Below are 22,579 nucleotides of genomic sequence, written 5' to 3' on the forward strand. Positions count from 1 at the left end.
GGTGGCTGAGCCCGATGGAGTACCGCAGGAAGCTTGGATACGCCTAGGCGCGGTCCAAGAAATCGTCCGCACCCCCATTCGGGCAACCCTGATCCGGAATACTGGAAGAAGTCACCGCGCGAGTCGGGCGCCAAGCAGGCAAACCGCTACCTCGACGAGATGGAGGGGAAGTGGAATCAGTACAAGAGGATGAGTGCCGGTTCGGGCACCGATCCAAGAAACACCAAGCTCCTTCGCCACCATTGCACGCCGCTGTTCACGATGGATATCGCCACACAGCTGTACGGCTCGCTCGCCTACGATTGGGTGGGCAAAACCTGGGGTAACAACAACGACCCCGCATACGGCAATATTAAGGCCCTCTTCCAGGTAAGAACCGACCTCAATTGGACCGAGCAGTTTACCCTAGGACCGGTGCCATTTTTCCTAAACGTCAACCCCTGGGTGCTGGCAAAACTGGCGCTCGCCGTGGGTGCCCACACGCACGGCAGCGGCGCGGCGTTTTTTAAAAACATTTCGCTCGACTATTCAAACACGTCGGGCTCGTTCACCATCCAGATCGGGCTTGCCGTCACCTTTGGCGCCGGCGTTGCAGGCGTCGCTTCGTCTGCCGTGCGCGGCGCCGCATCCCTCACGCTGTTCATTGGGTACGAGAAGGCAGATGGACACCAGCTTCCGCGACTGCGCGTAGGTGCAGACGTCGATGTCGATGTGATACTCCAGTTCGTGATGTTCAAGTGGACCACCAAGGCTTGGTCGGGATCGTGGCCCACACTCCTCGATTCGTGGAATATGTCGGTGAACAACGGCGACCAGTATGTACTCCAGCGCTCTGAGCTCGCACTGGGTGGAGATACGCCTTATACGCTGGATGCCTGCTTCGGCTCGGCCGGCAACATTGAGGCGGGCGGCGTGCCGCAATTTATCGCATCGGCCACCATTGTCACCAACGCCGAGCTGCTCGCACGCGCCGAGGTTAAGGCCGCTGCCGTAAACGTCGCGCCTGTCGTGCGCGATTGGGATCAAGCGGTCACGCGCATTGAGCTCGAGGCGGATGCGGAAAGCAGCGACACGGGACAGGTCGAACATTTCGTCCACTCACTGATGGAAAGCGACGAAAACGCCGCGCCGATGTACGAGTACACCTATATCGGCCAGGCGACGAACACCGTTGCCGACCCGAACGCCGATTCTGCCGGCGTGTCGGAGGACGAGCGTGGCGGCATCAAGCCCTCGAGCGACAACGTGCTGTTTGCTGGCGTGCTCAGCGAAGCCCACATGAAGCTGGCAAAGATTGCCGGCGTAGAATGCCTGTTCCGTATCGCCTCGGTGCGCTACGGCGACAATGGTCGCTCGCGCCTGGTGGTACACACAAAGGCAAACGGAACGTGGTCCGCTCCCACGCCTGTGGACTTTCCCCTTGGGTTTGGCGAGGGCGACGTGGAGCGCGACAGCGTATACGATTACGACTTCGACGTAGTGGAATATACGGACGGAAGAGGAAACCAGGACGCCTACGTGCTGCTGGTCTCGGGCGAGCGCCCCGCCGGCGACGACACCCTTTTCGATATGGCAAGCACAGCCGGCATACTGTCCGTTGTGCGCCTGCGCATAAGCAACGACGGAGTTCGCGTGGTATCGCACACGTCATGGCGCAGCATCTCGCGCGGCCGCCTTCAGGAGGATGGCTACCATTGCCTGCAGTGCCCACGCATCACGGTGGGCAAGACACTTGTCAACGGGCGCCTGTCGGGCGCCTACCTCCACCGCCGCGGAACCACCGCAGAAAAGGCGCTCGGCAGCGAGGCCGAGGTTGCGCTGGAGTGCTTTACCCTGTGGTCGGACGTTTCGGGCGACAGCCTGACGTTCCGCCAAGTTCTCCGCTTTCCGCAGGCACCGTCGAGCATCGAGCTCGGCGCGCCCGAGAATATCAACGGCAAAATGGTGGTGCCCGTTGCATACGAGACCGCAGGCGGTTGTGGCTGTGCATCGTACGCCGTGATCGGCCAGTCCATTGCGGGCTGGGGCGTTATGTCGCCAGATGCCACAGTACCCCACGCGGTGCCGTGGCCGCAGCACACGGGCTTTTTGGCTACCGTCAACGAGCAACTGCAGCATATTACTTGGACGCGAGGCGCATCGGTATTTGCAACGCAGCCCGTGGGTGCCGCAGGCTGCGGCCCGGCATCGTTCAGCGTAAGCAACAACGGCAGGTGCGTGCTCTATGTAGAGAACACCGATGGCAAGGTGGGGCAAACCTACGACGAAGAAGGCAACCCGGTAGCAGTGATGGGCAAGCACTTCCGCATCTTCGCCAGCACCTTGGCAGGCGATCTGTTTACGGAGCCGTTCGTGATGTGCGAGCTGGACCATCCCGTCGATCAGATAACGACATTTTTGACGTCGGGGAGCATGCTCTCCGCGCTCGCCACGCACATTGTGAGCGCGGAGAAGAGCGAGGCAGAACTACACGGCATCGAAGTGCCCTTGGTGGCGTGTGCCACTCCGACGGGCGCAGTCGCTACCTCGGGCGCGGTGGTGCCCGGAGCAGCAGGCGAATCCTTCATGGTCACGGTGCGAAACGACGGCAACACCTTGCTGACCGCCGGCACAATCGATCTGTACCGAGAGGGCTCCAGCCAGCCGTTCTCCAGCGCATCCATCGGGTTCGGAGCGAACACACGCATGGCATCGATCTACGATCCGGAACTTGCCGAGGACGCTTCGGCCAACGACATGGCACACGTGAAGTACGCGCTCGAAACGCTGGGCACACCTTTTGCAACGCACCCGCTGGTAGCCGACAGTGGCAACGCCGTGCTGGCACCGGGTTGCACGGCACAGTTCCGCATGAGCTTCGCCATCCCCGAGAGTTGGAGCGATGAAGTGGGCAAACGTGTAACGCTATATGCGAAGGCGCGTAATCTGGTGGCGCTCGATCCCGTAACGCTCGAGGAAATTCGACCGGGCGCAAACTCGGCGCTGGGTGCCGTACTGCACGAGCTTCATGTGCCCGACGCGGCATGCGAACGCTCAGAAGTTCAGGTCGGCGTATGCGACAGCGCGGATACGACAGGACTTCACGACGCCCCGATGACGGCGGACGGCGGTGGCGGCTCGAGTGGCGGCGGTACTGACAAGGGCGGCGGCTCCGGCGGAAGCAGCTCCAGCAGTGGCAAGGACCACGGCACTAACAAGCGCTCCGGAAAATCGGGCGCGCTTGCGAGCACGGGCGATGTCAACGCTCCCCTTACGGCAGCCGCAGCAGCACTCGCCGCAGCTGGTGCCGGCCTTGTCGCCTACAGCGCCCGCCGCACGGCACTCGAAAACGACGCCCCCGATGAGGTCAATTCTGATAAGCCTCACTAGCTCTCAGTTACCTTTGTGAGAGACGCCGACTCGGCTCATCGACCATCAAAATGGGCTGGTTCTGGATACCCAGAGCCAGCCCATTACGCATTAGATGTCGTCAGAGGAGTTGAGTTCTGCCTCGAGCTTGGCACGGCGCTTTTTCGCCAACAATCCGCATGGCACGTTTTTGATAAACGCATCCAACCGCAAACGCAGCAGAACGCATTCGATCGCCTTCAATCTTACTCGGACAAAACCGACTCGGTTTTTTCCGAGTAAACGTGATTGATAGTCGATCGATGTGCCCGCTCGCACAATCAGCATCATTCGATTTTGTTTAGTAAAACTAGGTCCCTATTAAATAAAATTCATCTGTATCCAAATTTGTTTAACAATGCCGCGCTACCACTAAACACTATCCCCTTTAATCCGAACGATTGTTCGATGGATTTCGTGTTGGGTGGAATCGTCTGCGGGCTCGGCTATGCTACCTTGACTATCTATATGACTTAAACGCAGCAAAGGAGCACCGAGAGAGCGAGTATGGCAAAAAACACCGCAAACTATGGTAACGACAGTATCCGCCAGCTCAAGGACGAGGAGCGTGTACGCCTGCGCCCCGCCGTTATCTTTGGCTCGGACGGGCTCGACGGCTGCGCGCATGCCGCCTTCGAGATCCTGTCCAACGCCGTTGACGAGGCGCGCCAGGGCTACGGCAAGCTCATCACCCTTACCGCCTTTCGCGATGGCTCTATCCAGGTAGAGGACAATGGCCGTGGCTGCCCGCTCGACTGGAACCCTTCCGAGAAGCGCTTTAACTGGGAGCTCGTCTTCTGCGAGCTCTATGCCGGCGGCAAGTATAACAACAACCAGGGCGGCGACTACGACTTCTCGCTCGGCACCAACGGCCTGGGCTCCTGTGCGACTCAGTACGCTTCCGAGTACATGGACGTCACCGTCTGGCGTGACGGTAACAAGTACTCCTTACACTTTAAGAAGGGCAAGGTTGTCGGCGCCAAGAAAAAGGCACTCGAGATTGAACCCAGCGACGAGAACCGCACCGGCACCACCATCAAATGGCGCCCCGATCTTGAGGTCTTTACCTCAATCAGCATTCCCCACGATTGGTATCGCGAGACCATGCGCCGCCAGGCCGTGGTCAACGCCAACGTGACCTTCCGCCTGCGCATCGAGGGCGACGACGGCGAGTTCTCCGAAGAGGACTTCTGCTATCCCAAGGGTATCGAGGACTACGTGCTCGAAAAGGTCGGTACCGACTACCTCACCGAGCCCTTCTTTATCGAGGCCGACCGTCGCGGTCGCGATCGCGAGGACTTGCCCGACTACAACGTAAAAATCACTGCTTGCATGTGCTTCTCGCGCACTTTCATGATGCAGGAGTACTACCACAACTCATCGTGGCTCGAGAACGGCGGCTCGCCCGAGAAGGCTGCCCGCAGCGCTCTGACCAGCGCCATCGATGCCTACATCAAGCAACAGGGCAAGTACAACAAAAACGAGAGCGGCATTAAGTGGCAGGACGTCCAGGACTGCCTGGTACTGGTGACCAACTGCTTCTCCACCCAGACGTCCTACGAGAACCAGACCAAAAAGGCCATCAATAACCGCTTTATCCAGCAGGCCATGACGGCATTCTTTAAGGAGCGCCTCTCGACCTACTTGATCGAGAACAAAGATGCCGCCAACAAGATCATGGAGCAGGTGCTCATCAACAAGCGCTCGCGCGAGAACGCCGAAAAGACGCGCCAGAGCATCAAGACCAACCTACAGCAGAAGACCGACATGGCCAACCGCGTGCAGAAGTTCATCGACTGCCGCTCCAAGGACAAGAGCCGCCGCGAGATCTACATCGTAGAGGGCGACTCGGCAGCAGGCGCCATCCGCACGTCGCGCGATGCCGAGTTCCAGGGTGTTATGCCCGTCCGCGGCAAGATCCTCAACTGCCTAAAGGAGGATTATCCGCGCATCTTTAAGTCCGACATCATCATGGACCTCATGCGCGTGCTGGGCTGCGGCGTGGAGATCAAAGACAAGCGCATCAAGAACCTTGGCGCCTTTGACCTGGACAACCTCAACTGGAACAAGGTCATCATCTGTACGGACGCCGACGTCGACGGTTACCACATCCGCACGCTCGTGCTCACCATGCTCTACCGCCTGGTGCCCACGCTTATCGACGAGGGTTACGTGTATATCGCCGAATCGCCGCTCTACGAGATCAACTGCAAAGAAAAGACCTACTTTGCCTACACCGAGCTCGAGAAGAACGGCATCCTCAAGGAGATTGGCGACCAGAAGTGCTCCATCAACCGCTCCAAGGGTCTTGGTGAGAACGACCCGGACATGATGTGGCTCACCACCATGAACCCCGAGACGCGTCGCCTGATCAAAGTGGAGCCCGAGGACGTCACCAAGATGGAGACCATGTTCAACCTGTTGCTGGGCAACGACGAGGCGGGCCGCAAGCGCCATATCTCGGAGCACGGCAAGGAATACCTGGACCAGCTGGACCTGCAGTAGCAGCAAATCGATAACGACGGCCCATAAGAAGTTCAAGAGGAAATCGTGGCAAAGAAGAAGACGAAGAACCAGCCAAAGAAAAAGCAGGTTAACGCCGAGAACGTCATCGGCCTGCACTCCGAGGTCACCGACCAGCCGATCACGCAGACGCTCGAGGTCAACTACATGCCCTACGCCATGAGCGTCAACGTCTCGCGTGCGTTCCCCGAGATCGACGGCTTTAAGCCCTCGCACCGCAAGCTGCTCTACACCATGTACAAGATGGGCCTGCTCAAGGGCGAGCGCCAGAAGAGCGCCAACATCGTGGGCCAGACCATGAAGCTCAACCCGCACGGCGACGCCGCGATCTACGAGACGATGGTGCGTCTGGCCACCGGCAACGAGGCGCTGCTCGCCCCCTTCGTAGAGTCGAAGGGCAACTTTGGCAAGTACTATTCGGGCGACCTGAGCTACGCCGCCTCGCGTTATACCGAGGCCAAGCTCTCCCCCATCAGCGCCGAGATCTTCAAGGATATCGACAAGGACCCGGTCGACTTCGTCGACAGCTACGACGGCGCCATGAAGGAGCCGCGCCTGCTGCCCACCACGTTCCCCAACATCCTCGTCTCGGCCAACAAAGGCATCGGCGTCGCCATGGCGTCCGACATCTGCGGCTTCAACCTCAACGAGGTCTGCACTGCCACAATGCACTACCTGCAGGACCCCGACTGCGACCTGCTCGAGTACATGCCCATGCCCGACTTCTCGACTGGCGGCGAGATCATCTACCGCCGCGAGGAGATGGAAAAGATCATCGAGACCGGCCTGGGCAGCTTCCAGATCCGCTCCCGCTGGCGCTGGATTCCCGAAGAGCGCATCATCGAGGTGTACGAAATCCCCTACACCACCAAGACCGATGTCATCATCGAGCGCATCGTCAAGCTCTCCAAGGAGGGCAAGGTCAAGGAGATCGCCGACATCCGCGATGAAACCGACCTCTCGGGCCTGCGCATCGCCATCGATCTTAAGCGCGGTGTCGACCCCGACAAGCTCATGGCCAAGCTCTATCGCTCGACCACGCTGCAGGATTCGTTCTCGTGCAACTTCAACGTGCTCGTCGATGGTTACCCTCGCGTTATGGGCGTGCGCCAGATTCTGCACGAGTGGGTCAAGTGGCGTATTGAATCCACCCGTCGCCGCATTAACTTTGACCTGGGCAAAAAGTCCGAGCGCCTGCACCTGCTGCACGGCCTTGAGGCAATTCTGCTCGATATCGACAAGGCCATCGCCATCATCCGCGGCACCAAACTCGAGGCCGAGGTCGTGCCCAACCTTATGAAGGGTTTCGACATCGACGAGACCCAGGCCGAGTTTGTTGCCGAGCTTAAGCTCCGCAACATCAACGAGGAGTACATCCTCAACCGCACCAAGGACATTGCTAAGCTCGAAGGTGAGATTGCCGAGCTTGAGGAGATCCTCTCCAGCGAGGAGAACATCAAGAAGGTCATCAGCGACGAGCTGGCAGCGGTCAACAAGAAGTATGTGATGCCGCGCCGCACGGGCAGGATCGAGCCCCATGAGGTTATCGAGGTAAGCTTGGAGCCCGAGGTCGAGGAGTACCCGGTCACCATCATGCTCTCGCGCGATGGCTACCTTAAGAAGATGACGGACCGCGTGCTCAAGAAGGCGACCACGCTCAAGTACAAGGACGGCGACAAACCCTTTATCGAGTTTCCGTCCTCCAACACCCACGAGCTGCTGGTCTTTACCAACAAGAGCCAAGTGTACAAGTGCAAGGTCGCGGCGTTCGAGGATACCAAGTCGGCCCAGCTGGGCTCGTACCTGCCGACCGACCTCGAGATGGAACCCGACGAGAGCGTCATCTGGGTCATCGACCCCGAGGACTACAAGGCCGACGTGCTGTTCGTCTTTGAGAACGGCCGCGTAGTGCGCGTCGCGCTTTCTGGATACGTCACCAAGACCAACCGCAAGCGCCTCAAGAACGCCATCTACGGTGGCAGCAAGCTGCTGTATGCCCAGGTGCTCAAGGAAGATCGCGACATCGCGCTGGTCTCGAGCGACTATCGCCTGATGAACTTCAACACGTCGCTGCTCAAGACCAAGACGACCACCAACACGCAGGGCGTCCAGGCCTTTACGGCCAAGAAGGGCCGCTCGGTCACCACCGTCGGCACGACCGAGGAGATTCTTGGCGCCGGCGTCTCGGCCGAGAAGTTCACCGCGCAGAGCCTACCCTCTGCCGGTGCCCTCATGAAAGAAAACGACATGCCGAGTTTGTTTGACTAAAACAACGGTGGCCAAACCGTCATGGGTTTACAAAGCAGCGGGGCCCGGAGCGCAGTAACATCGCGCTCCGGGCCCCGCTCGTTGCGGAGGTCATCCTCGGAAATGTCGACGATACGGGGGCTTCCCGCACCGTCCTAAGCCGTTAGCAAAACTTGCAAAAATTAGCAAAACTTGCAAAGGAGACACCATGGGGTACAGCAAGAACCCCTTTACCCCGACGTTCGGAAGCGTCCCTCCCTTTCTAGCGGGTCGCGAGCACATCCTGCGTGACATCAACCGTGGCTTTATCAACGGTCCGGGAGATCCCAACCTGTCGACTATTTTTACGGGTGCAAGGGGAGCGGGCAAGACGGCGCTTCTCTCGCTCCTTTCAAAAACGGCGCTTGAACACGGCTGGATCGCAGCAAATGTCTCCCGCCATGCCAGGCATGCTCGAAGATATTATCGAGCGAACCAAAGAAGCGGCAGATAGCTACCTTTCACAGTCTCACGCGCGCATGAACGGCGTTCAAATTGGTCCAGTGGGCTTCTTGGACATATGTTCAAGAAGCCCAGGGCAACTGGCGCACGTGCATGAATGGCATCTTCAGGCAACTCGAGAAGCATGGCATCGGGCTTCTCTCGAAACGACCTATCGGGAGCTTTCCGATAAGGACATTGAGTTTTTGCTCGCGATGCTGCCCGATTCTGGCCCCAGCAGGGTCTCGGAGATAGCCAAGCGTATGGGCGTTGCCAGCAACTATGCAAGCCAATACAAACGCCGTCTCCTCGAGGACGGCGTCATCGGAGAGCGCGGGCGTGGTCTCGTTGGCTTTGACATCCCCGCATTCAGGGAGTTCCTGAGCGAGAAGGCCTCCTAGCACGCCAAGATTGTCCGCAAGGGCAACGGCGCATGGCAATCAGCATTCCTCTTGATAAGGACAGCAAGCATTTCCACCAACACCGATTGCCATGCGTTCTTCTTGTCCTTAGGCGAGCTTGCGGGCGAGCTCTCGCACCCCTTCCAACTTGGGCGACGATGCCATGCTGTCGCGCTCGGTCATACCGCTGATGGCGACAATGCCCTGGTCCTCCCACTTGCAGTACGCACAGGTCGACTTGTACATAGCGATCGCCGCATCATAGACGCCCTCGCTGTGGCTATCGAGTAAAAGGGCCGTCTTGGTGAACGGGAAGCCCGTAGCACCGAAGGCGTATAGGCGATCGATGGCGGCCTTCTCCTGCGCAGTGATATCAAACCAGTAGATAGGCGAAGCGAAGACAACCATGTCGGCGTCTTTCAGCGACTCGATCACGTTGGCCATGTCATCCTTCTGCACGCAAGTGCCCTCGTGGGCGAAGCAATACTGACACCCCAGACAACCAGCGATTTTCTTACTGGCAACGCGGATGACCTCGACCGTATGGCCACCCTCACGCGCGGTCTCAGCAAACGCCTCGACCATGGTGTCGGTATTGGCGCCCTTGCGCGGGCTACCGCTCAATACAACGATATTCATAAGAATCTCCCTTCTTCATGCCGCAGGCGCGCGGCATATTTTCTTGTAGCCAAAACGGATGGAGCTATTCAAGCACCTCGTTTCAGCTACTCCCACTCTTTAGAAGAATCGTTGCTGGAGACTTGGCATTGAATCGAGGCACGCCTTATTTCAGATATTCCTCAAAGAATGCCTTCGGCTTTCCAAACGGAATGATGTCCATCTGATCGTAAAGGTCGGTGTGGCTGGCACCAGGGATAATGAGCAATTCCTTGTTGTCCCCCGTCAGCTTGCCGTACGCGGTTTCGCTGAAATAGCGGGAGTGCGCCTTCTCGCCATGCACCAGCAACACAGCAGAGCGGATTTCGCTGCTGTATTGCAAAATCGGCATATTCAAAAATGACAGCGAAGACGTCGCATTCCAGCCACCGTTGGAGTTCAGGCTGCGGGGATGATAGCCTCGCGGAGTCTTGTAGTAGGCGTAATAGTCCGCTACAAACTGCGGCGCGTCCTCCGGCAGCGGATCGACTACGCCGCCCGCAAGCGAGTAGCTGCCGTTTTTATAGTCCTCGGTGCGCTGCTCATTCAGCGCTTTCCGCTTTTCAAAGCGCGCCTGCTCGGAATCCTCGGCGTCAAAATAGCCGTTTGCGGTCACGCGGGTCATATCGTACATGGTCATAGCCGCAGTAGCTTTGATACGGGTGTCGATGGCCGCCGCATTGACTGCCATACCGCCCCAACCGCAGATACCGATGATGCCGATACGATCCGGATCAACGCTTTCCTGCACAGAGAGGAAATCCACCGCTGCGCAGAAGTCCTCGGTGTTGATGTCCGGAGATGCTACATAGCGGGGCGTGCCGCCGCTCTCGCCGGTATAGGACGGGTCAAAGGCAATTGCGAAAAAGCCCGCTCCGCCATCTTCTGCGCGTACAGACCGGAAGACTGCTCCTTCACCGCGCCAAACGGACCGCTGACGGCGATGGCGGGCAGTTTGCCTTCCGCGTTCTTAGGCACGTACACGTCGGCCGCCAGCGTGATGCCGTATCGGTTGTGGAAGGTCGCCTTGCTGTGCTCAACCTTGTCGCTTTTGGGGAATACCTTGTCCCATTCCTGCGTCAGTTTCAACTGCTCCATGTCTAAGCCTTCCCGTCAATCGCTTTAAGGTATTGCTCGTCGTCCACGGGCTCCAACCACTCGTTGGAGGCCTCCTCGCCCGGAACCTCCACCGCGAGATGGGAGAACCAGCTGTCGGGCGCCGCACCGTGCCAGTGCTTTACGCCTGCGGGAATATTTACTACATCGCCGGGGCACAGCTCCTGTGCCGGTTTGCCCCATTCCTGGTAAAACCCTCGGCCAGCCACGCAGACGAGAATCTGCCCGCCGCCGCTTTTGGCGTGATGGGTGTGCCAGTTGTTGCGGCAGCCTGGCTCGAACGTAACGTTGTAAATGCCGACCTGCTCGGTGGAAAGGGGCGCGAGGTAGCTTTGCCCGATAAAGTACTTCGCAAATGCGTCGTTGGGGGCACCGATGGGAAAGGCCATCTCGTTTTGATGCTTAGCTCTTGCATCAGCGGCATTGTCATCCGCCCAGACCTCCTTCGCCATGCGAAAGGCCGCCCAGGCCTTGGGCCATCCCGCATAAAACGCCGCATGCGTAAGGATTTCCGCTATCTCAGCCCTGGTCACGCCATTGTTCTTTGCGGACATCAGATGATATTGAAACGAAGAGTCCGTCAGGCCCTGCGCCATTAGGGCAACCACCGTCACTATGCTGCGATCTCGAAGGGAAAGCCCGTCTTCTCGACTCCATACCTCGCCGAACAGCACATCGTCATTGAGCTGTGCAAATTTGGGGGCAAAGTCCCCCAGGGCATCTCTACCTGCCGTCTGTTTAATTGTCATGATCGATTTCCTCCTGTCGATGGTTTTGAGTACAAACTGCTTCCGCGCGTCCAAGCTGCCCGCCTAGATTCCCATGCCTATCCGTCGCGCCCGCTCCAGAGCAGGATGCCCGGCGATATCGCCCACGTCGTTCACGCCGCCGGCGAAAACCGTTCCGACAAGCGTGCGCCTTTGGCGAAAATCCCTTGCGCTCCCGATTTGTATTAACGAAAATAAACGTAATACCTAAACCTAACTTTAGGTCAAGGAATGAATTCTAGATTTATCCGGAGGAACCATGTACACAATCGGACAGGTGGCGGAGATGTTCGGTCTGCCCGTTTCCACGCTGCGTTATTACGATAAGCAGGGATTGTTCCCGGGGCTGGAGCGGACGTCCGGCATTCGCCGATTCGGCGATACGGAACTCGAGGCGCTTCGGGTCATCGAATGCCTGAAGAAGGCTGGGATGGAGATCAAGGACATCCGGCTGTTCATGGAATGGTGTGCGGAGGGCCCATCGACATATCCCAAGCGCAAGGCCATGTTCGAGGAACGAAAGGCCCACATGGAGTTGGAGATCGCAAACATGAACCGCGCGCTGGACATGTTGAAGTTCAAATGCTGGTACTACGAGCAGGCGATTCAGGATGGCAACGAGGATAGAGTGAAGGCGCTGATCCCCGACGATTTGCCGGATGAGATTAAAGATACCTACGATAACGCCCACGCTCAATAATGCCGCCCGATGCTCAAGGGGCTTTGGCAAGGAGTCGTTTTAGGCAGACATGCAAAAAGAAAGCCTCCGAACCAGAAGGTTCGGAGGCTGTTATTCCCGTTATTCCCATAGGCATAAGCGCATCTGTTCGCGATTGCCTATCGATGCTCTGCCTCGAGCACGGCAGACACCGCATCGAGGAACTCCCGCACATGGTCTGCGGGGTGCGACGAATGAAGCAGCCCGTAAGACACGAGACAGTCCCAATCGGTAGGGACGGTTTTGAGCATGGGGTGGACGTTGGCCCACAACGGTAGCGTCGCAAGCGCGAGGTCCTCGTTCGCGCCGCGATTGAACACCTCCGCCCGATATTGCGGGAAGTCTACGAGCGCGATTTGAGGATGATGCAAGAGTATCTCGTCGCGCACGCGGTCGATTTCGGCGTTCCAGCCCCGGCGTATAAGCATAAGACTGTGATTGTGGAGGTCGTCGAATGTGACGATGTCGCGTTTGGCGAGTTCGTTGTCGACGGGAACGGCGCACCAGAGCGGCTCGCGCGAAAGCTCGAGGCCCAGGCACCCGCGCTCTTTTAGAAAGGCGTCGTCGAAAATCCCCGCCACGATATCCATGTCTTGCCCGAGGTTCGCCAAACCGCGCGCCGCCGAGGGTGTGTTTTCAAACGTGACCACCTGAAGGCTCATGCCAGGGCAACGTTCCTTCACCTTCGGCCACAGCTTCGTGAGCGGCGTGCTGGGCGTCATGAGCGACACTCCCACGCGGATGATGCGCTTCTCTCCACGCTCGGCGACGCGGGCGCGTGCGATTGATTCTTGAGAGTACTGTACGATATGGCGAGCGTCGGCGAGCAGCGACCTGCCTGCTCGCGTAAGCGAAAGCCCCTGATGCGATCGGTGGAACAGTGTAAGGCCTAGCCGCGACTCCAGCAGGTTCATCTGCTTGATGACGGCCGTGGGCGTGATGAAGGACTCTTGTGCCGCCTTGGAGAAGCTGCCCGCCTCCGCCACGCGGATGAAAGTGTCAAGCTGTGGGTTGTACATCGATCCTCCTGTCACGCATTATGTGCCGTATATACCCCATGGTTATATCCATCATTCCAACGTGAACTTCTCGCACGTCAGTAAACGCCGTAGCCTTGTATTCGAAAAGTCACCATAAGGAGGAGACCATGGAGTATCTGAAGCTCAACAACGACGTAGAGATGCCCATCGAGGGTTTGGGCACCTTCCTCATGACCCCGGCCGAGGCCGAGGCGGCCGCAACCGCCGCGCTCACGGCTGGCTACGAGCACATCGACACCGCCAACGCCTACATGAACGAGCGCGCCGTGGGCCGTGCCATCGCCAAGAGCGGCATCGCACGCGACAAGATCTTCGTCTCCACCAAGCTCTGGCCGAGTGTCTACGACGCGGGCATGCCGGCGGTGGACGCCACGCTCCAGCGCCTAGGGCTCGACTACGTCGACATGCTCATCCTGCACCAGCCGGTAGGCGACTACCTGGCCGCGTGGCGCACGATGGAGGAGGCCTACCGCGCGGGCAAGGTGCGCGCCCTCGGCCTCTCCAACTTCCCGCAAGACAAGATCGCCGAGGTCATCGAGGTCGCCGACATCAAGCCGCAGCTCGTGACCGTTGAGTGCCACCCCTATCACGCCCAGCGCGACCTGCGCGCCTACCTCGCGCCGTACGGCACGGTGATCGAGGCGTGGTACCCGCTCGGCCACGGCGACAAAGGTCTTCTGGAGGAGCCCGTCTTCGTCGCTCTCGCCGAGAAGTACGGCAAGACCCCGGCCCAGGTGATCCTGCGCTGGCACGTGCAGATGGGCACCTCCATCATCCCCGGCTCCAAGAACCCCGCCCACATCGCCGACAACGCAAACATCTTCGACTTCTCCCTCACCGAAGACGAGATGGCCGAGATTGCCAAGCTCGACGGGACCATGACCTACTACACCGCCACTGAGGAAGCACTCGCGGGCTACCTGGCCATACGCCCCGATTTCGACGCGCAGGAGTAGCGCTCAGACGATAACGGACCAACCAAGCCAACGAAGGAGATGCCCCATGACCGCAAACCCGACCGTGACCAGAAGAAACTTCCTGCTCGGAACCGCGCTGTGCGCAACGATGCTCTCCGGTTGCAGCCAGGGTGACGACCAAGCCGCCGTCGAGGACGAGCCTGCCGCCGCGCCCGCCGTAGGCGGCAACGTCCTCGTGGCCTACCACTCGGCACAGGGCCACACCGCTGCCGTAGCTCAGACGATTGCCGACGAGCTCGACGCCGATCTCTTTGAGGTGACGCCTACGGAGCCCTACTCCGACGATGACCTCGACTGGACCGACGACAATAGCCGCGTGACCCGCGAGCACGAGGACGAGAGCCTGCGCGACGTCGAGCTTACGCAGGTCACGCCGAACGGCTGGGAGAACTACGACACCGCGCTCGTGGGGTATCCCATCTGGTGGGGCATCGCGGCCTGGCCCATCGACAACTTCATCTCAGGCAACGACTGGGACGGCAAGACGGTGGTCCCGTTCTGCACCTCTTCCTCCTCGGGTCTTGGCCGAAGCGGCGAGCTACTCGCCGAGGCCGCGGGCAGCGGGGAGTGGCAGGAGGGCCAGCGCTTCTCGTCCAGTGTGGACGAGTCCGGGGTTCGTGATTGGGTCGCCGGTCTCGGCCTGGCATAAGCAATTAGAGATGGCAGACCGCTGACAATCTGGGGGTTTCGAATGATCCTATACTTCACCGGGACGGGCAACTGCCTCTACGTGGCGCGCGAGCTGGCCGCGGAGGGCGAGAGGGTCCTGAGCATCCCGCAGGAGCTGCGCCGCGAGGGCGAGCTCGCCTACGCGGACGATACGATTGGCATCGTGTACCCCATCTACGGACACATGATGCCCGACATGGTGAAGACGTTCCTCGAGCGCGCGACGCTCGACACGCCCTACCTCTACTTCGTTTGCACCTACGGCAACCGGCACGCCAACGCAGTCGAGCTGTGCCTGGAGGATGCGCGGGCGGCGGGGCTCAACCCCGCCTACGTGACCACGCTCCTCATGGTAGACAACTGGCTGCCCAACTTCGACATGGACGAGCAACGCGCCCGCATCCCCGAGAAGAAGATCGGCGAGAATCTCGAGCGCATCCGCGCGGCCGTGTCCACGCGCCGCCGCTGGATCGAGCCGGTGACCGACGAGGACCGCGCGGCGCACGAGCAGTTCATGAGCCGGGGCTTGCGCTTCGAGCCGGCGATGCTGGGCGGATTCCTGACCGTTGATTCCGAGAAGTGCGTGGGATGCGGGGCGTGCGCAAAGGTGTGCCCGGCTGGTTGCATCGCACTCGAGGGCGGCAAGGCTGTCCGTAACGCGCAGGCGGGCTTTGGCTGCAACGCCTGCCTCGCCTGCATGCACGCCTGTCCCGCGCACGCCATCACCTGCGCGGCGGGCGACAAGAATCCCGCGGCGCGCTTCCGCAACGAGCACGTGACCCTTGCCGAGCTGCAAGAGGCCAACTGCGGCCGCTGATGCGCTTCTCACCATGCCGAAAGCCTGCGGCTTCGGCTTGGTTCATTCAGAAAGAGGAACTATGCACGTGAGCCATCTTTCACGCAGGTCCTTTATCGAGACTGCCGCGCTCGCTGCGGGCGGGCTGGTGCTCGGAGGAGGCCTGGCCGGCTGCGCGGATGTCCGCAAGCTTGGTGGCTACGTCCTCACGGAGGGGTCGCAGACAGACCGCGGCTTCGTCGTTGACGACGCCCTGCAGACGCCATCGGGCAGGACGCTGCACTTCTCGCTCCATGTGCCGGACTCCTACGACGGGTCCGTGCCCTATGCGCTCTACGTGGCCTGCCCCGGCTGGGAGGGGCTCTACTTCCAGGGCGTGGGGGCGAATCTTCGGGAGGACTACCCCTTCGTGGCGAACGACTACATCACCGACATGATCGTGGCCTCGCCCCAGCTCGACGACTGGGACGAGCAATCGGCGTCAGACGTGGTGGAGCTCACCGAATGGCTGCTCGGCGCCTACAGCATCGATGCGGACCACGTGTACCTGAGCGGATGCTCGGGCGGCGGCGAGACCATCTCCATCGTCTTGGGAACGCGCCCCGAGCTCTACCGCCGTGCGCTTCACACCATCTCGCGTTGGGACGGCGACATCGAGACGCTCGCCGCAGCCGAGGTTCCCGTGTATATGGCTATCGGCGAGAACGACGACTATTACGGCTCCGGACCCGCGCGCGAGGCGGCGGAGCGCATGAGAGAGGCCTACCGGGCTTGCGGGCTCAGTGAGAGCCGCATCGACGAACTCGTAACACTCGACGTGAAGCCGACGAGCTACTTCGTCGAACACGGCTTCGGCGAAAACGCCGGCCAGCACGGAGCGGGCGGGTACCTGTTTGCACATGACGAGGATATTATGGGGCGGCTGTTCTCATGACGCGGCGAGCAAAGGGCGCGGCGCCACGCGGTCGACGTGGCACTTGCGATCCTGTTTCTGGTTCAGATGTGCTGCCAGCTGCTACCAGAGGATTTCCATGCGTTTCTGGGTGCCCTGCTCATGCAGGTAGTCGCCCGCAGCGCCCGTCCGACCATACGCTAGGCGAACGAAAAGGGACGGTGGGCCTCCGTCTTCACGGGCCCACCGCCGCCGAACTGGGTTACGCAAGTCGGGACTACGCGAGCTTCTTCGAGAGCGCCCTTGCCTCGTGCGTGTTGTCGACCATGCCGCCGTAGGTCATGCCGTAGAGCGCGGCGAAGCGCTTCATGGTGTACTCGCCCCAATCGAGCATCTCGCGCGTGGGCGCGCCACCTTGGAACACGAAATAGAGCGTCTTGCCGCTCATACTGCCCTCGCGCACCGGACCGTAGAAGCGGTCGAGCAGGTTGCGCAGCATGCCGGAGAGGCTGTGCCAGTAGACGGGCGACCCCACGACCAGGGTGTCCGCCGCCTCGATGCGCGCGAGCACGTCCTCGAAGTCATCGTCGCCGTAGCTCTGGCCGTAGCCGTAGACCTTGTGCTCGGCAAGATTCAGCTGCTCGTACGGGCGATCGCCGATGAGCTCGCGCGCCAGGCGCGCCGTGTTGCCATCCTTGTTGGGGCTTCCGTTGATGAAGAGAATCATACGTCTCACTCCTTACGTAGTGTCTGATACCGCCTTTACCATAGGCGTGAGAAGATCCGGCGAGAAGTTCCTGTTCGTAGGCAACTTATAACCGTGGGGTGTGTACGTCTTGTCATCCTCATCGCTGCGCCTTCCAAAACGCGAGGGCATCGTCGATCCAGCCCTCTGCCACGGTGTCGACACCCAGGCCAAAGCCGTGGCTCAGGCCTTCGTAAACATGAAACTCCGTGGGCACGCCCGTTGCTGAGAGCACTTCGAGACGCGCCTGCATGGTGCGCCAGCTCGCGATACCGTCGCGATCACCCACGCAGGCGTAGGTCGCGGGGTCGGCACCCGTCAGTTCGCTCATGCCGGTGTACTGCATGATGGCCGCCGCGGGCTGGGGCGTTCCTGCCGGCGCGCCAAAGGCGGCCGGGCCGTAGCCGCCGACCCATGCCGCCATGCGTGCACCGGCCGAGCCGCCCCACAGCGAATAGCCCGACGTGTCCACGCTGAACTCGTCGGCGTGCTCGAAGATGAAGGAGACGGCGCGGGCCAAGTCCTCGCAGGCGAGCTGCGCGTCCGGCCGGTAGATGACCGCGAACCCGTTGACGCCGGAACGGGACAGGTGCAGGCAGTGCGGGAAGGAGTCGTGCATGGCAGCGACGTAGGCGAATCCGCCGCCCGCGCTTACCACGGCAAACGGTGCAGACGCGCCGCCCACTCCCTCGGCAGCGAAGCGGAAGAGCCCCGTGTTGGCGAGCGAGGGGTCGACGGTCTTCTCGGCATCCGTGTAGATGTCGTAGAAGACCGTCCGTTCCGCCGCGCGCTCTGACAGCAGATAGCTGACGACATCGAGCGTGGTGCTCGTATGGATCTCCGAGTACCACGGCAGGCGAGCGGGAAGGTCGTCGAGCGTCATATCCTCCGTCGGCGGATGGAGCGTTGTGGGGAAGAGCAGCTGCCCGTAGCCATCGAACAAAGGGTTGTTGATGACGTCGTAGATGGGCGTGTCCGCCGTGACCGGGCCCGGAGCGGAGCCGCGCGCGACCCCGGCGGCCCCGTCCGACGAGCAGCCGGCAAGGCTGCCCGCAGTGGCCAACCACGCGGCAGCCTCCAGAAACGAACGGCGCGGCATCGTCGCCGCACTCGATAGACGAGGTGGAGGCCGTCGCCGGCAAGGCGCTCGACGCGCTCGAGCGAGAATGCGTGCGAACCGCCGGCTGAGCGAGGCATCTCGTCGAAGACGGAAGCCGTTTCAGGCTCCCCCGAGACCGTCGGGGAGAGAACGAGGCTCAGCTCGTCAAGCACGCCCGCGGCAAGAAACGACATGTCCGTCTTTCCGCCGCCGCACACGAGCAGGCGCTCGATGCCAAAAAGCTCGCGCAGCTTGCGCAGGGCGAGCGGGAGGTCTAGCCCACGCGAGCCGGCAAGCACGTATGAGACGCCGCGCTCTCGCAGATAGTCGCGATACGCCGGCGACGCCGCCTCAGTGAGAACCTCGATGACGTGCGCGTCCGCACGGCCGGCGCGACGATAGGTCGCAGACTCCCATGCAATCTCCCCGACGGGGTCGACGGAGATGTAGAACGATCGTTCGGCGTGAGGCGCCACGAAGTCCCCCTTGGGCGCGCTCCCGTGGGTACCGAGCGCAAGGGGGCGCGACCCGACGAAGCCCTTCGTGGTCACGGCCCCGTACGCCACGGCGTCCGCCCCGAACTCGACCTGCATGCGAGAGTACGCGGCGCGTGCGGGCGAGGCAGCGGGGTCGAGCATGTACGCGCCGTCGATGCGCCCGTTGAGCCCGGCAAAGACGTGACAAACGACATAGGGTCTAGTGTTCATGACTCCCTACCTTACCGCGTGCCCGCCGAAGACCATAAGGTCGAGTCCGTTGAGCAGCCCGTCGATCTTGGCAACCTCATCGTCGGTGAGCCCGACCTCGGCGGCGCCGAGGTTCTCGAGCAGTCGTTCGGGCTTGCGACTGCCCGGGATGGGGATGATATAGGGCTTCTTCTCGAGCATCCAGGAAAGGGAGACCTGGGCGGGCGTCGCCGCGTGCAGCTCAGCCAGCTCGCGAACGAACCGCATGAGGGGCTCGGCACGCCTTTCGCCTTCCTCTGTGTACTGCGGCATGCCATCGCGGTAATCTTGGGCGCCCTCGAATCTGGTGTTGTGACTGTACGCGCCCGTCAGAAAGCCGTTCGCCATGGGAGAGAATGCCACGAGGGCGACATTCAGCTCCTCGAGCACGGGGAACAGGGATTCGTTCCAGCGCGCCATCATGGAGTAGCGGTTCTGGACGGCGGAGACGGGGCACACTGCATCGGCGCGACGCAGGTACTCCTCCGTCGCCTCGGAGATTCCCCAGGCGCGGATCTTACCTTCCTTGATGAGGTCTGCCATGGTGCCCGCAACGACCTCGGGCTCGACCTTTGGGTCGATTCGGTGCTGGTAGTAGAGGTCGATGTGGTCGGTGCGCAGCCGGCGCAGGCTCTTCTCCACCGAGATACGGATAACCTCGGGGCGCGAGTCCACGAGGATGGTCTTGTCCGGGGCGTGCGTGACGCCGAACTTGGTGGCAATGACAACCTCGTCGCGCACGGGCGCGAGCGCCTTGCCCACCACGTCCTCGTTGTGCGCCTCGGTCCCGTCGGCGCACGTGCCAACGTAGCACTCCGCCGTGTCAAAGAAGGTATAGCCCATCTCGTGGGCCTGACGGACGACGCTCACGGCCTCGTCGTCGGGCATCGGGTCTCCGCTCGCGTGCGTGATTCCCATGCAGCCCATGCCGAGCGGGCTGACTTCGATGCCGCTCTTTCCCAAAACGCGCTTGTCCATTCCTGTTCTCCCTGTCTATGATATCCGTCATTTGTTTGCGACGCCCACGTCCGCCCGTTCATCGAGCTCCGTTAGGCACATCCCCTGTCGGTGGCTTGTGCTCTCTCATCGTCAAGCGTACGACCGCGGAGCGCTCGGCGGAATCCCCCTTTGGTGCGGTGCCCTGAACCCGCGGGTTATAACCCCGTGCGCACCCCAGCGTTATAGAACCCTCACCAACGGAAACTTCCGCCGGCGCGGCGCCCCTCGTATGGTGGATACGTCAAGTTGCGAGAAAGGAAGGCACCATGGACTACATCACCTTGAACAACGGCGTCAGGATGCCGCAGCTCGGCTTCGGCGTGTACCAGATCCCGGACGCCGCGGAATGCCAGCGCGCCGTGGAGAACGCGCTCTCGGTCGGCTACCGGCTGCTCGACACGGCCGCGAGCTACGGCAACGAAGAGGCGGTCGGGGCTGCCATTCGTGCGAGCGGCCTGCCGCGCGACGAGGTGTTCGTGACGACCAAGCTGTGGATGTCGGATGTGAGCTACGAGGGGGCCAAGCGCGGCTTCGACGCGTCGCTCAAGCGGCTGGGGCTCGACTACGTCGACCTCTACCTCATCCATCAGCCGTTCGGCGACGTCTTCGGCGCGTGGCGCGCCATGGAGGAGCTCTACGAGCAGGGCGTTATCCGCGCCATAGGCACAGCTAACTTCTACCCCGATCACCTCGCAAACCTCATCTCGTTCAACCGCATCGCCCCCGCCGTGAACCAAGTCGAGTGCAACGTGTTCTTCCAGCAGCGCGAGGCGCAGGAGTACATGGCCGGCAAGGAGGTGGCCATGGAGGGCTGGGCGCCCTTTGCGGAGGGCAGAAACGACCTCTTCCGCAACGAGGTCCTCGCTCGCATCGGCGAGGCACACGGCAAGACGGTCGCCCAGGTCGTGTTGCGCTGGCTGCTGCAGCGCGGTGTGGTCTGTATCCCTAAGAGCACGCACCGCGATCGCATGGAGCAAAACTTCGACGTCTTCGACTTCGCGCTGGGCGACGACGAGATGGTCGCCATCGCCGCGCTCGACACCGGGCGCAGCGCGTTCTTCGACCACCACGACCCCGCCACCATCGAATGGATGTCCGGGCTCGTGCGCAACGTGTAGACGAGCGGTTAGACCGCACTGATAACTTACTAGGAGGAATTGCCATGAACTCATTCACGTACGACTACCCGGTCAGGAACTACTTCGGCGAGGGGGCCATGGACCAGGCGCTCGACGCCGAGATGGGTGCCATGGGCAAGACAGTGATGCTCGCCTACGGCGGAGGCTCGGTCAAACGAACCGGCGTCTACGGCCACGTGGTCGATAAGCTCACGAGCGCGGGCAAGCGCGTGGTGGACTTCGGCGGCATCATGCCCAATCCGACCTACGAGAAGTGCCAGGAAGGCGCCGCGCTCGCACGCAAGGAACAGGTCGACTTCATTCTCTCCGTCGGCGGCGGGTCGGTCTTCGACTGCTGCAAGGTGGTCTCCGCGCAGGCGATGCTTGACGAGGACATCGAGACGTTCGAGCACGTCGACGGCAAGATGCCGAGCTCGTTCATCCCCATGGGCTGCATCGTGACACTCTCCGGCACGGGCGCCGAGCAGAACAACGGCGCCGTCATCACCAACGAGGAGACACACGTGAAGGGCGCCTATCTGGGGGCGATGCCCATGTGGGCGGCGCTCGACCCGGCGCTCACGCTCACCGTACCGCACGCGCAGTTCATGAGCGGCGCGTTCGACACGCTCTCGCACTGCATGGAGAGCTATTTCGGAAGCCCGCGCGGGCGCAATGTCACCGACGACATCAACCTCGCCATCCAGCGTAACGTCATCCGCAACATGCGGATCATCGCGGACGACGACCAGAACCTCGATGCCAGAAGCGAGCTCGTATACGACTCCGCCATGGCCGAGAACGGCGTGCTCAAGATCGGCAAGTCAACGGACTTCCAGGCGCACATGATCCAGCACCAGTACGGCGCGTACACCCACACCAACCACGGAATGGGCCTCGCGGTCATCCACCCTGCGCTCTACCGCCACCTGGCCCCCGAGGCGCCCGCGCAGTTCGCCCGCTGGGCGAGCGAGGTGTGGGGCGTCGACGCCAAGGGCAAAGACGACCTTACGGTGGCGCTCGAGGGCATCGACCGCCTGCAGACGTTCATCGGCAAGATGGGGCTTCCCACGAGCTTCGCCGAGATGGGCTCCGACGCGTCCGACGAGACGCTGCACAAGGTTGCGGGCACCTGCGTGCTCACCGGCGGCTGCGCCAAGAAACTGGAGCGCAGCGAGGTGTTCCAGATTCTGACCGAGTGCCTCTAGATCGGCGGGGGTCCC

The 22,579-nt window shown here is 61.2% G+C and carries 23 protein-coding genes; 13 read left to right on the forward strand and 10 right to left on the reverse strand.

What is annotated here, in order from left to right:
• Positions 1-33 precede the first annotated feature (33 nt).
• The gene (locus ACESWY_RS09440) at positions 34-3,369 is read left to right on the forward strand and encodes a hypothetical protein (RefSeq protein ID WP_373094238.1); all 3,336 of its coding nucleotides are present in this window, start codon (positions 34-36) and stop codon (positions 3,367-3,369) included.
• 90 nt (positions 3,370-3,459) lie between these two features.
• Here ACESWY_RS09440 and ACESWY_RS09445 read toward each other — a convergent pair whose 3' ends face one another.
• Entirely contained in the window at positions 3,460-3,678 is a 219-nt protein-coding gene (locus ACESWY_RS09445) for a hypothetical protein (RefSeq protein ID WP_373094236.1), read from the reverse strand.
• Between the two features lie 216 nt (positions 3,679-3,894).
• Between ACESWY_RS09445 and ACESWY_RS09450 the strand changes: the two genes are divergently transcribed.
• The 4 genes from ACESWY_RS09450 (at position 3,895) to ACESWY_RS09465 (ending at position 9,038) form a co-directional block, all read left to right on the forward strand.
• Positions 3,895-5,892 (forward strand): DNA gyrase/topoisomerase IV subunit B, encoded by a 1,998-nt coding sequence (locus ACESWY_RS09450; RefSeq protein ID WP_055309971.1) that lies wholly within the window; start codon positions 3,895-3,897, stop codon positions 5,890-5,892.
• Between the two features lie 45 nt (positions 5,893-5,937).
• Complete coding sequence (locus ACESWY_RS09455; protein WP_117840397.1) at positions 5,938-8,178, forward strand: DNA gyrase subunit A; 2,241 nt, start codon at positions 5,938-5,940, stop codon at positions 8,176-8,178.
• 187 nt (positions 8,179-8,365) lie between these two features.
• The gene (locus ACESWY_RS09460; RefSeq protein WP_373094233.1) at positions 8,366-8,650 is read left to right on the forward strand and encodes a P-loop NTPase family protein; all 285 of its coding nucleotides are present in this window, start codon (positions 8,366-8,368) and stop codon (positions 8,648-8,650) included.
• On the forward strand, positions 8,598-9,038 hold the full coding sequence (locus ACESWY_RS09465; RefSeq protein WP_373202337.1) for a DUF8462 domain-containing protein: 441 nt from the start codon (positions 8,598-8,600) through the stop codon (positions 9,036-9,038). The genes ACESWY_RS09460 and ACESWY_RS09465 overlap by 53 nt, the downstream gene beginning before the upstream one ends.
• A gap of 108 nt (positions 9,039-9,146) precedes the next feature.
• Here ACESWY_RS09465 and ACESWY_RS09470 read toward each other — a convergent pair whose 3' ends face one another.
• From ACESWY_RS09470 to ACESWY_RS09485, 4 genes are all read right to left on the reverse strand, one after another.
• A complete protein-coding gene (locus ACESWY_RS09470; protein ID WP_373094229.1) occupies positions 9,147-9,677 on the reverse strand; it encodes a flavodoxin family protein in 531 nt (176 codons plus the stop codon).
• A 145-nt stretch (positions 9,678-9,822) separates the two neighbouring features.
• A complete protein-coding gene (locus ACESWY_RS09475; protein WP_373094227.1) occupies positions 9,823-10,461 on the reverse strand; it encodes an alpha/beta hydrolase in 639 nt (212 codons plus the stop codon).
• A gap of 38 nt (positions 10,462-10,499) precedes the next feature.
• Entirely contained in the window at positions 10,500-10,793 is a 294-nt protein-coding gene (locus tag ACESWY_RS09480; protein ID WP_373094225.1) for an alpha/beta hydrolase, read from the reverse strand.
• A gap of 2 nt (positions 10,794-10,795) precedes the next feature.
• Complete coding sequence (locus tag ACESWY_RS09485) at positions 10,796-11,614, reverse strand: carboxymuconolactone decarboxylase family protein (protein ID WP_373094224.1); 819 nt, start codon at positions 11,612-11,614, stop codon at positions 10,796-10,798.
• A gap of 223 nt (positions 11,615-11,837) precedes the next feature.
• Between ACESWY_RS09485 and ACESWY_RS09490 the strand changes: the two genes are divergently transcribed.
• Positions 11,838-12,278, forward strand: a complete 441-nt coding sequence (locus tag ACESWY_RS09490; protein ID WP_373094223.1) for a MerR family transcriptional regulator — start codon at positions 11,838-11,840, stop codon at positions 12,276-12,278.
• A gap of 137 nt (positions 12,279-12,415) precedes the next feature.
• Here the strand turns inward: ACESWY_RS09490 and ACESWY_RS09495 are convergent, their stop codons facing one another.
• Positions 12,416-13,315, reverse strand: coding sequence for a LysR family transcriptional regulator (locus ACESWY_RS09495; protein WP_271737624.1), 900 nt, complete (start codon positions 13,313-13,315; stop codon positions 12,416-12,418).
• Between the two features lie 128 nt (positions 13,316-13,443).
• Here ACESWY_RS09495 and ACESWY_RS09500 point away from each other — a divergent pair, with 128 nt between their 5' ends.
• The 5 genes from ACESWY_RS09500 (at position 13,444) to ACESWY_RS09520 (ending at position 16,874) form a co-directional block, all read left to right on the forward strand.
• Positions 13,444-14,292: an aldo/keto reductase gene (locus ACESWY_RS09500; RefSeq protein WP_196031539.1), complete on the forward strand. Its 849-nt coding sequence runs from the start codon at positions 13,444-13,446 to the stop codon at positions 14,290-14,292.
• 46 nt (positions 14,293-14,338) lie between these two features.
• Entirely contained in the window at positions 14,339-14,962 is a 624-nt protein-coding gene (locus ACESWY_RS09505) for a flavodoxin (RefSeq protein ID WP_373094220.1), read from the forward strand.
• A 42-nt stretch (positions 14,963-15,004) separates the two neighbouring features.
• Entirely contained in the window at positions 15,005-15,799 is a 795-nt protein-coding gene (locus ACESWY_RS09510; protein WP_302012716.1) for an EFR1 family ferrodoxin, read from the forward strand.
• 67 nt (positions 15,800-15,866) lie between these two features.
• Positions 15,867-16,712, forward strand: a complete 846-nt coding sequence (locus ACESWY_RS09515) for a prolyl oligopeptidase family serine peptidase (protein WP_373094217.1) — start codon at positions 15,867-15,869, stop codon at positions 16,710-16,712.
• Positions 16,713-16,748: 36 nt separating this feature from the next.
• Complete coding sequence (locus ACESWY_RS09520) at positions 16,749-16,874, forward strand: hypothetical protein (RefSeq protein ID WP_373094215.1); 126 nt, start codon at positions 16,749-16,751, stop codon at positions 16,872-16,874.
• A 73-nt stretch (positions 16,875-16,947) separates the two neighbouring features.
• Here ACESWY_RS09520 and ACESWY_RS09525 read toward each other — a convergent pair whose 3' ends face one another.
• The 4 genes from ACESWY_RS09525 to ACESWY_RS09540 form a co-directional block, all read right to left on the reverse strand.
• Positions 16,948-17,397: a flavodoxin family protein gene (locus ACESWY_RS09525; RefSeq protein ID WP_302012714.1), complete on the reverse strand. Its 450-nt coding sequence runs from the start codon at positions 17,395-17,397 to the stop codon at positions 16,948-16,950.
• Positions 17,398-17,515: 118 nt separating this feature from the next.
• Positions 17,516-18,298, reverse strand: a complete 783-nt coding sequence (locus ACESWY_RS09530) for an alpha/beta hydrolase (protein ID WP_373094213.1) — start codon at positions 18,296-18,298, stop codon at positions 17,516-17,518.
• Positions 18,295-19,221 carry a dihydrofolate reductase family protein gene (locus ACESWY_RS09535; RefSeq protein ID WP_373094211.1) on the reverse strand — a complete coding sequence of 309 codons (927 nt, stop codon included), beginning with the start codon at positions 19,219-19,221 and terminating at the stop codon, positions 18,295-18,297. The genes ACESWY_RS09530 and ACESWY_RS09535 overlap by 4 nt, the downstream gene beginning before the upstream one ends.
• Positions 19,222-19,227: 6 nt before the next feature.
• Positions 19,228-20,217 carry an aldo/keto reductase gene (locus ACESWY_RS09540; protein ID WP_302012708.1) on the reverse strand — a complete coding sequence of 330 codons (990 nt, stop codon included), beginning with the start codon at positions 20,215-20,217 and terminating at the stop codon, positions 19,228-19,230.
• 287 nt (positions 20,218-20,504) lie between these two features.
• Between ACESWY_RS09540 and ACESWY_RS09545 the strand changes: the two genes are divergently transcribed.
• The gene (locus ACESWY_RS09545; RefSeq protein ID WP_373094208.1) at positions 20,505-21,356 is read left to right on the forward strand and encodes an aldo/keto reductase; all 852 of its coding nucleotides are present in this window, start codon (positions 20,505-20,507) and stop codon (positions 21,354-21,356) included.
• Positions 21,357-21,400: 44 nt separating this feature from the next.
• Positions 21,401-22,564, forward strand: coding sequence for an iron-containing alcohol dehydrogenase (locus ACESWY_RS09550; protein ID WP_196031551.1), 1,164 nt, complete (start codon positions 21,401-21,403; stop codon positions 22,562-22,564).
• Positions 22,565-22,579 lie beyond the last annotated feature (15 nt).

It is taken from the genome of Collinsella aerofaciens ATCC 25986 (genome assembly GCF_964237925.1).
In the GTDB taxonomy this organism is placed as follows: Bacteria; Actinomycetota; Coriobacteriia; order Coriobacteriales; family Coriobacteriaceae; genus Collinsella; species Collinsella aerofaciens_BJ.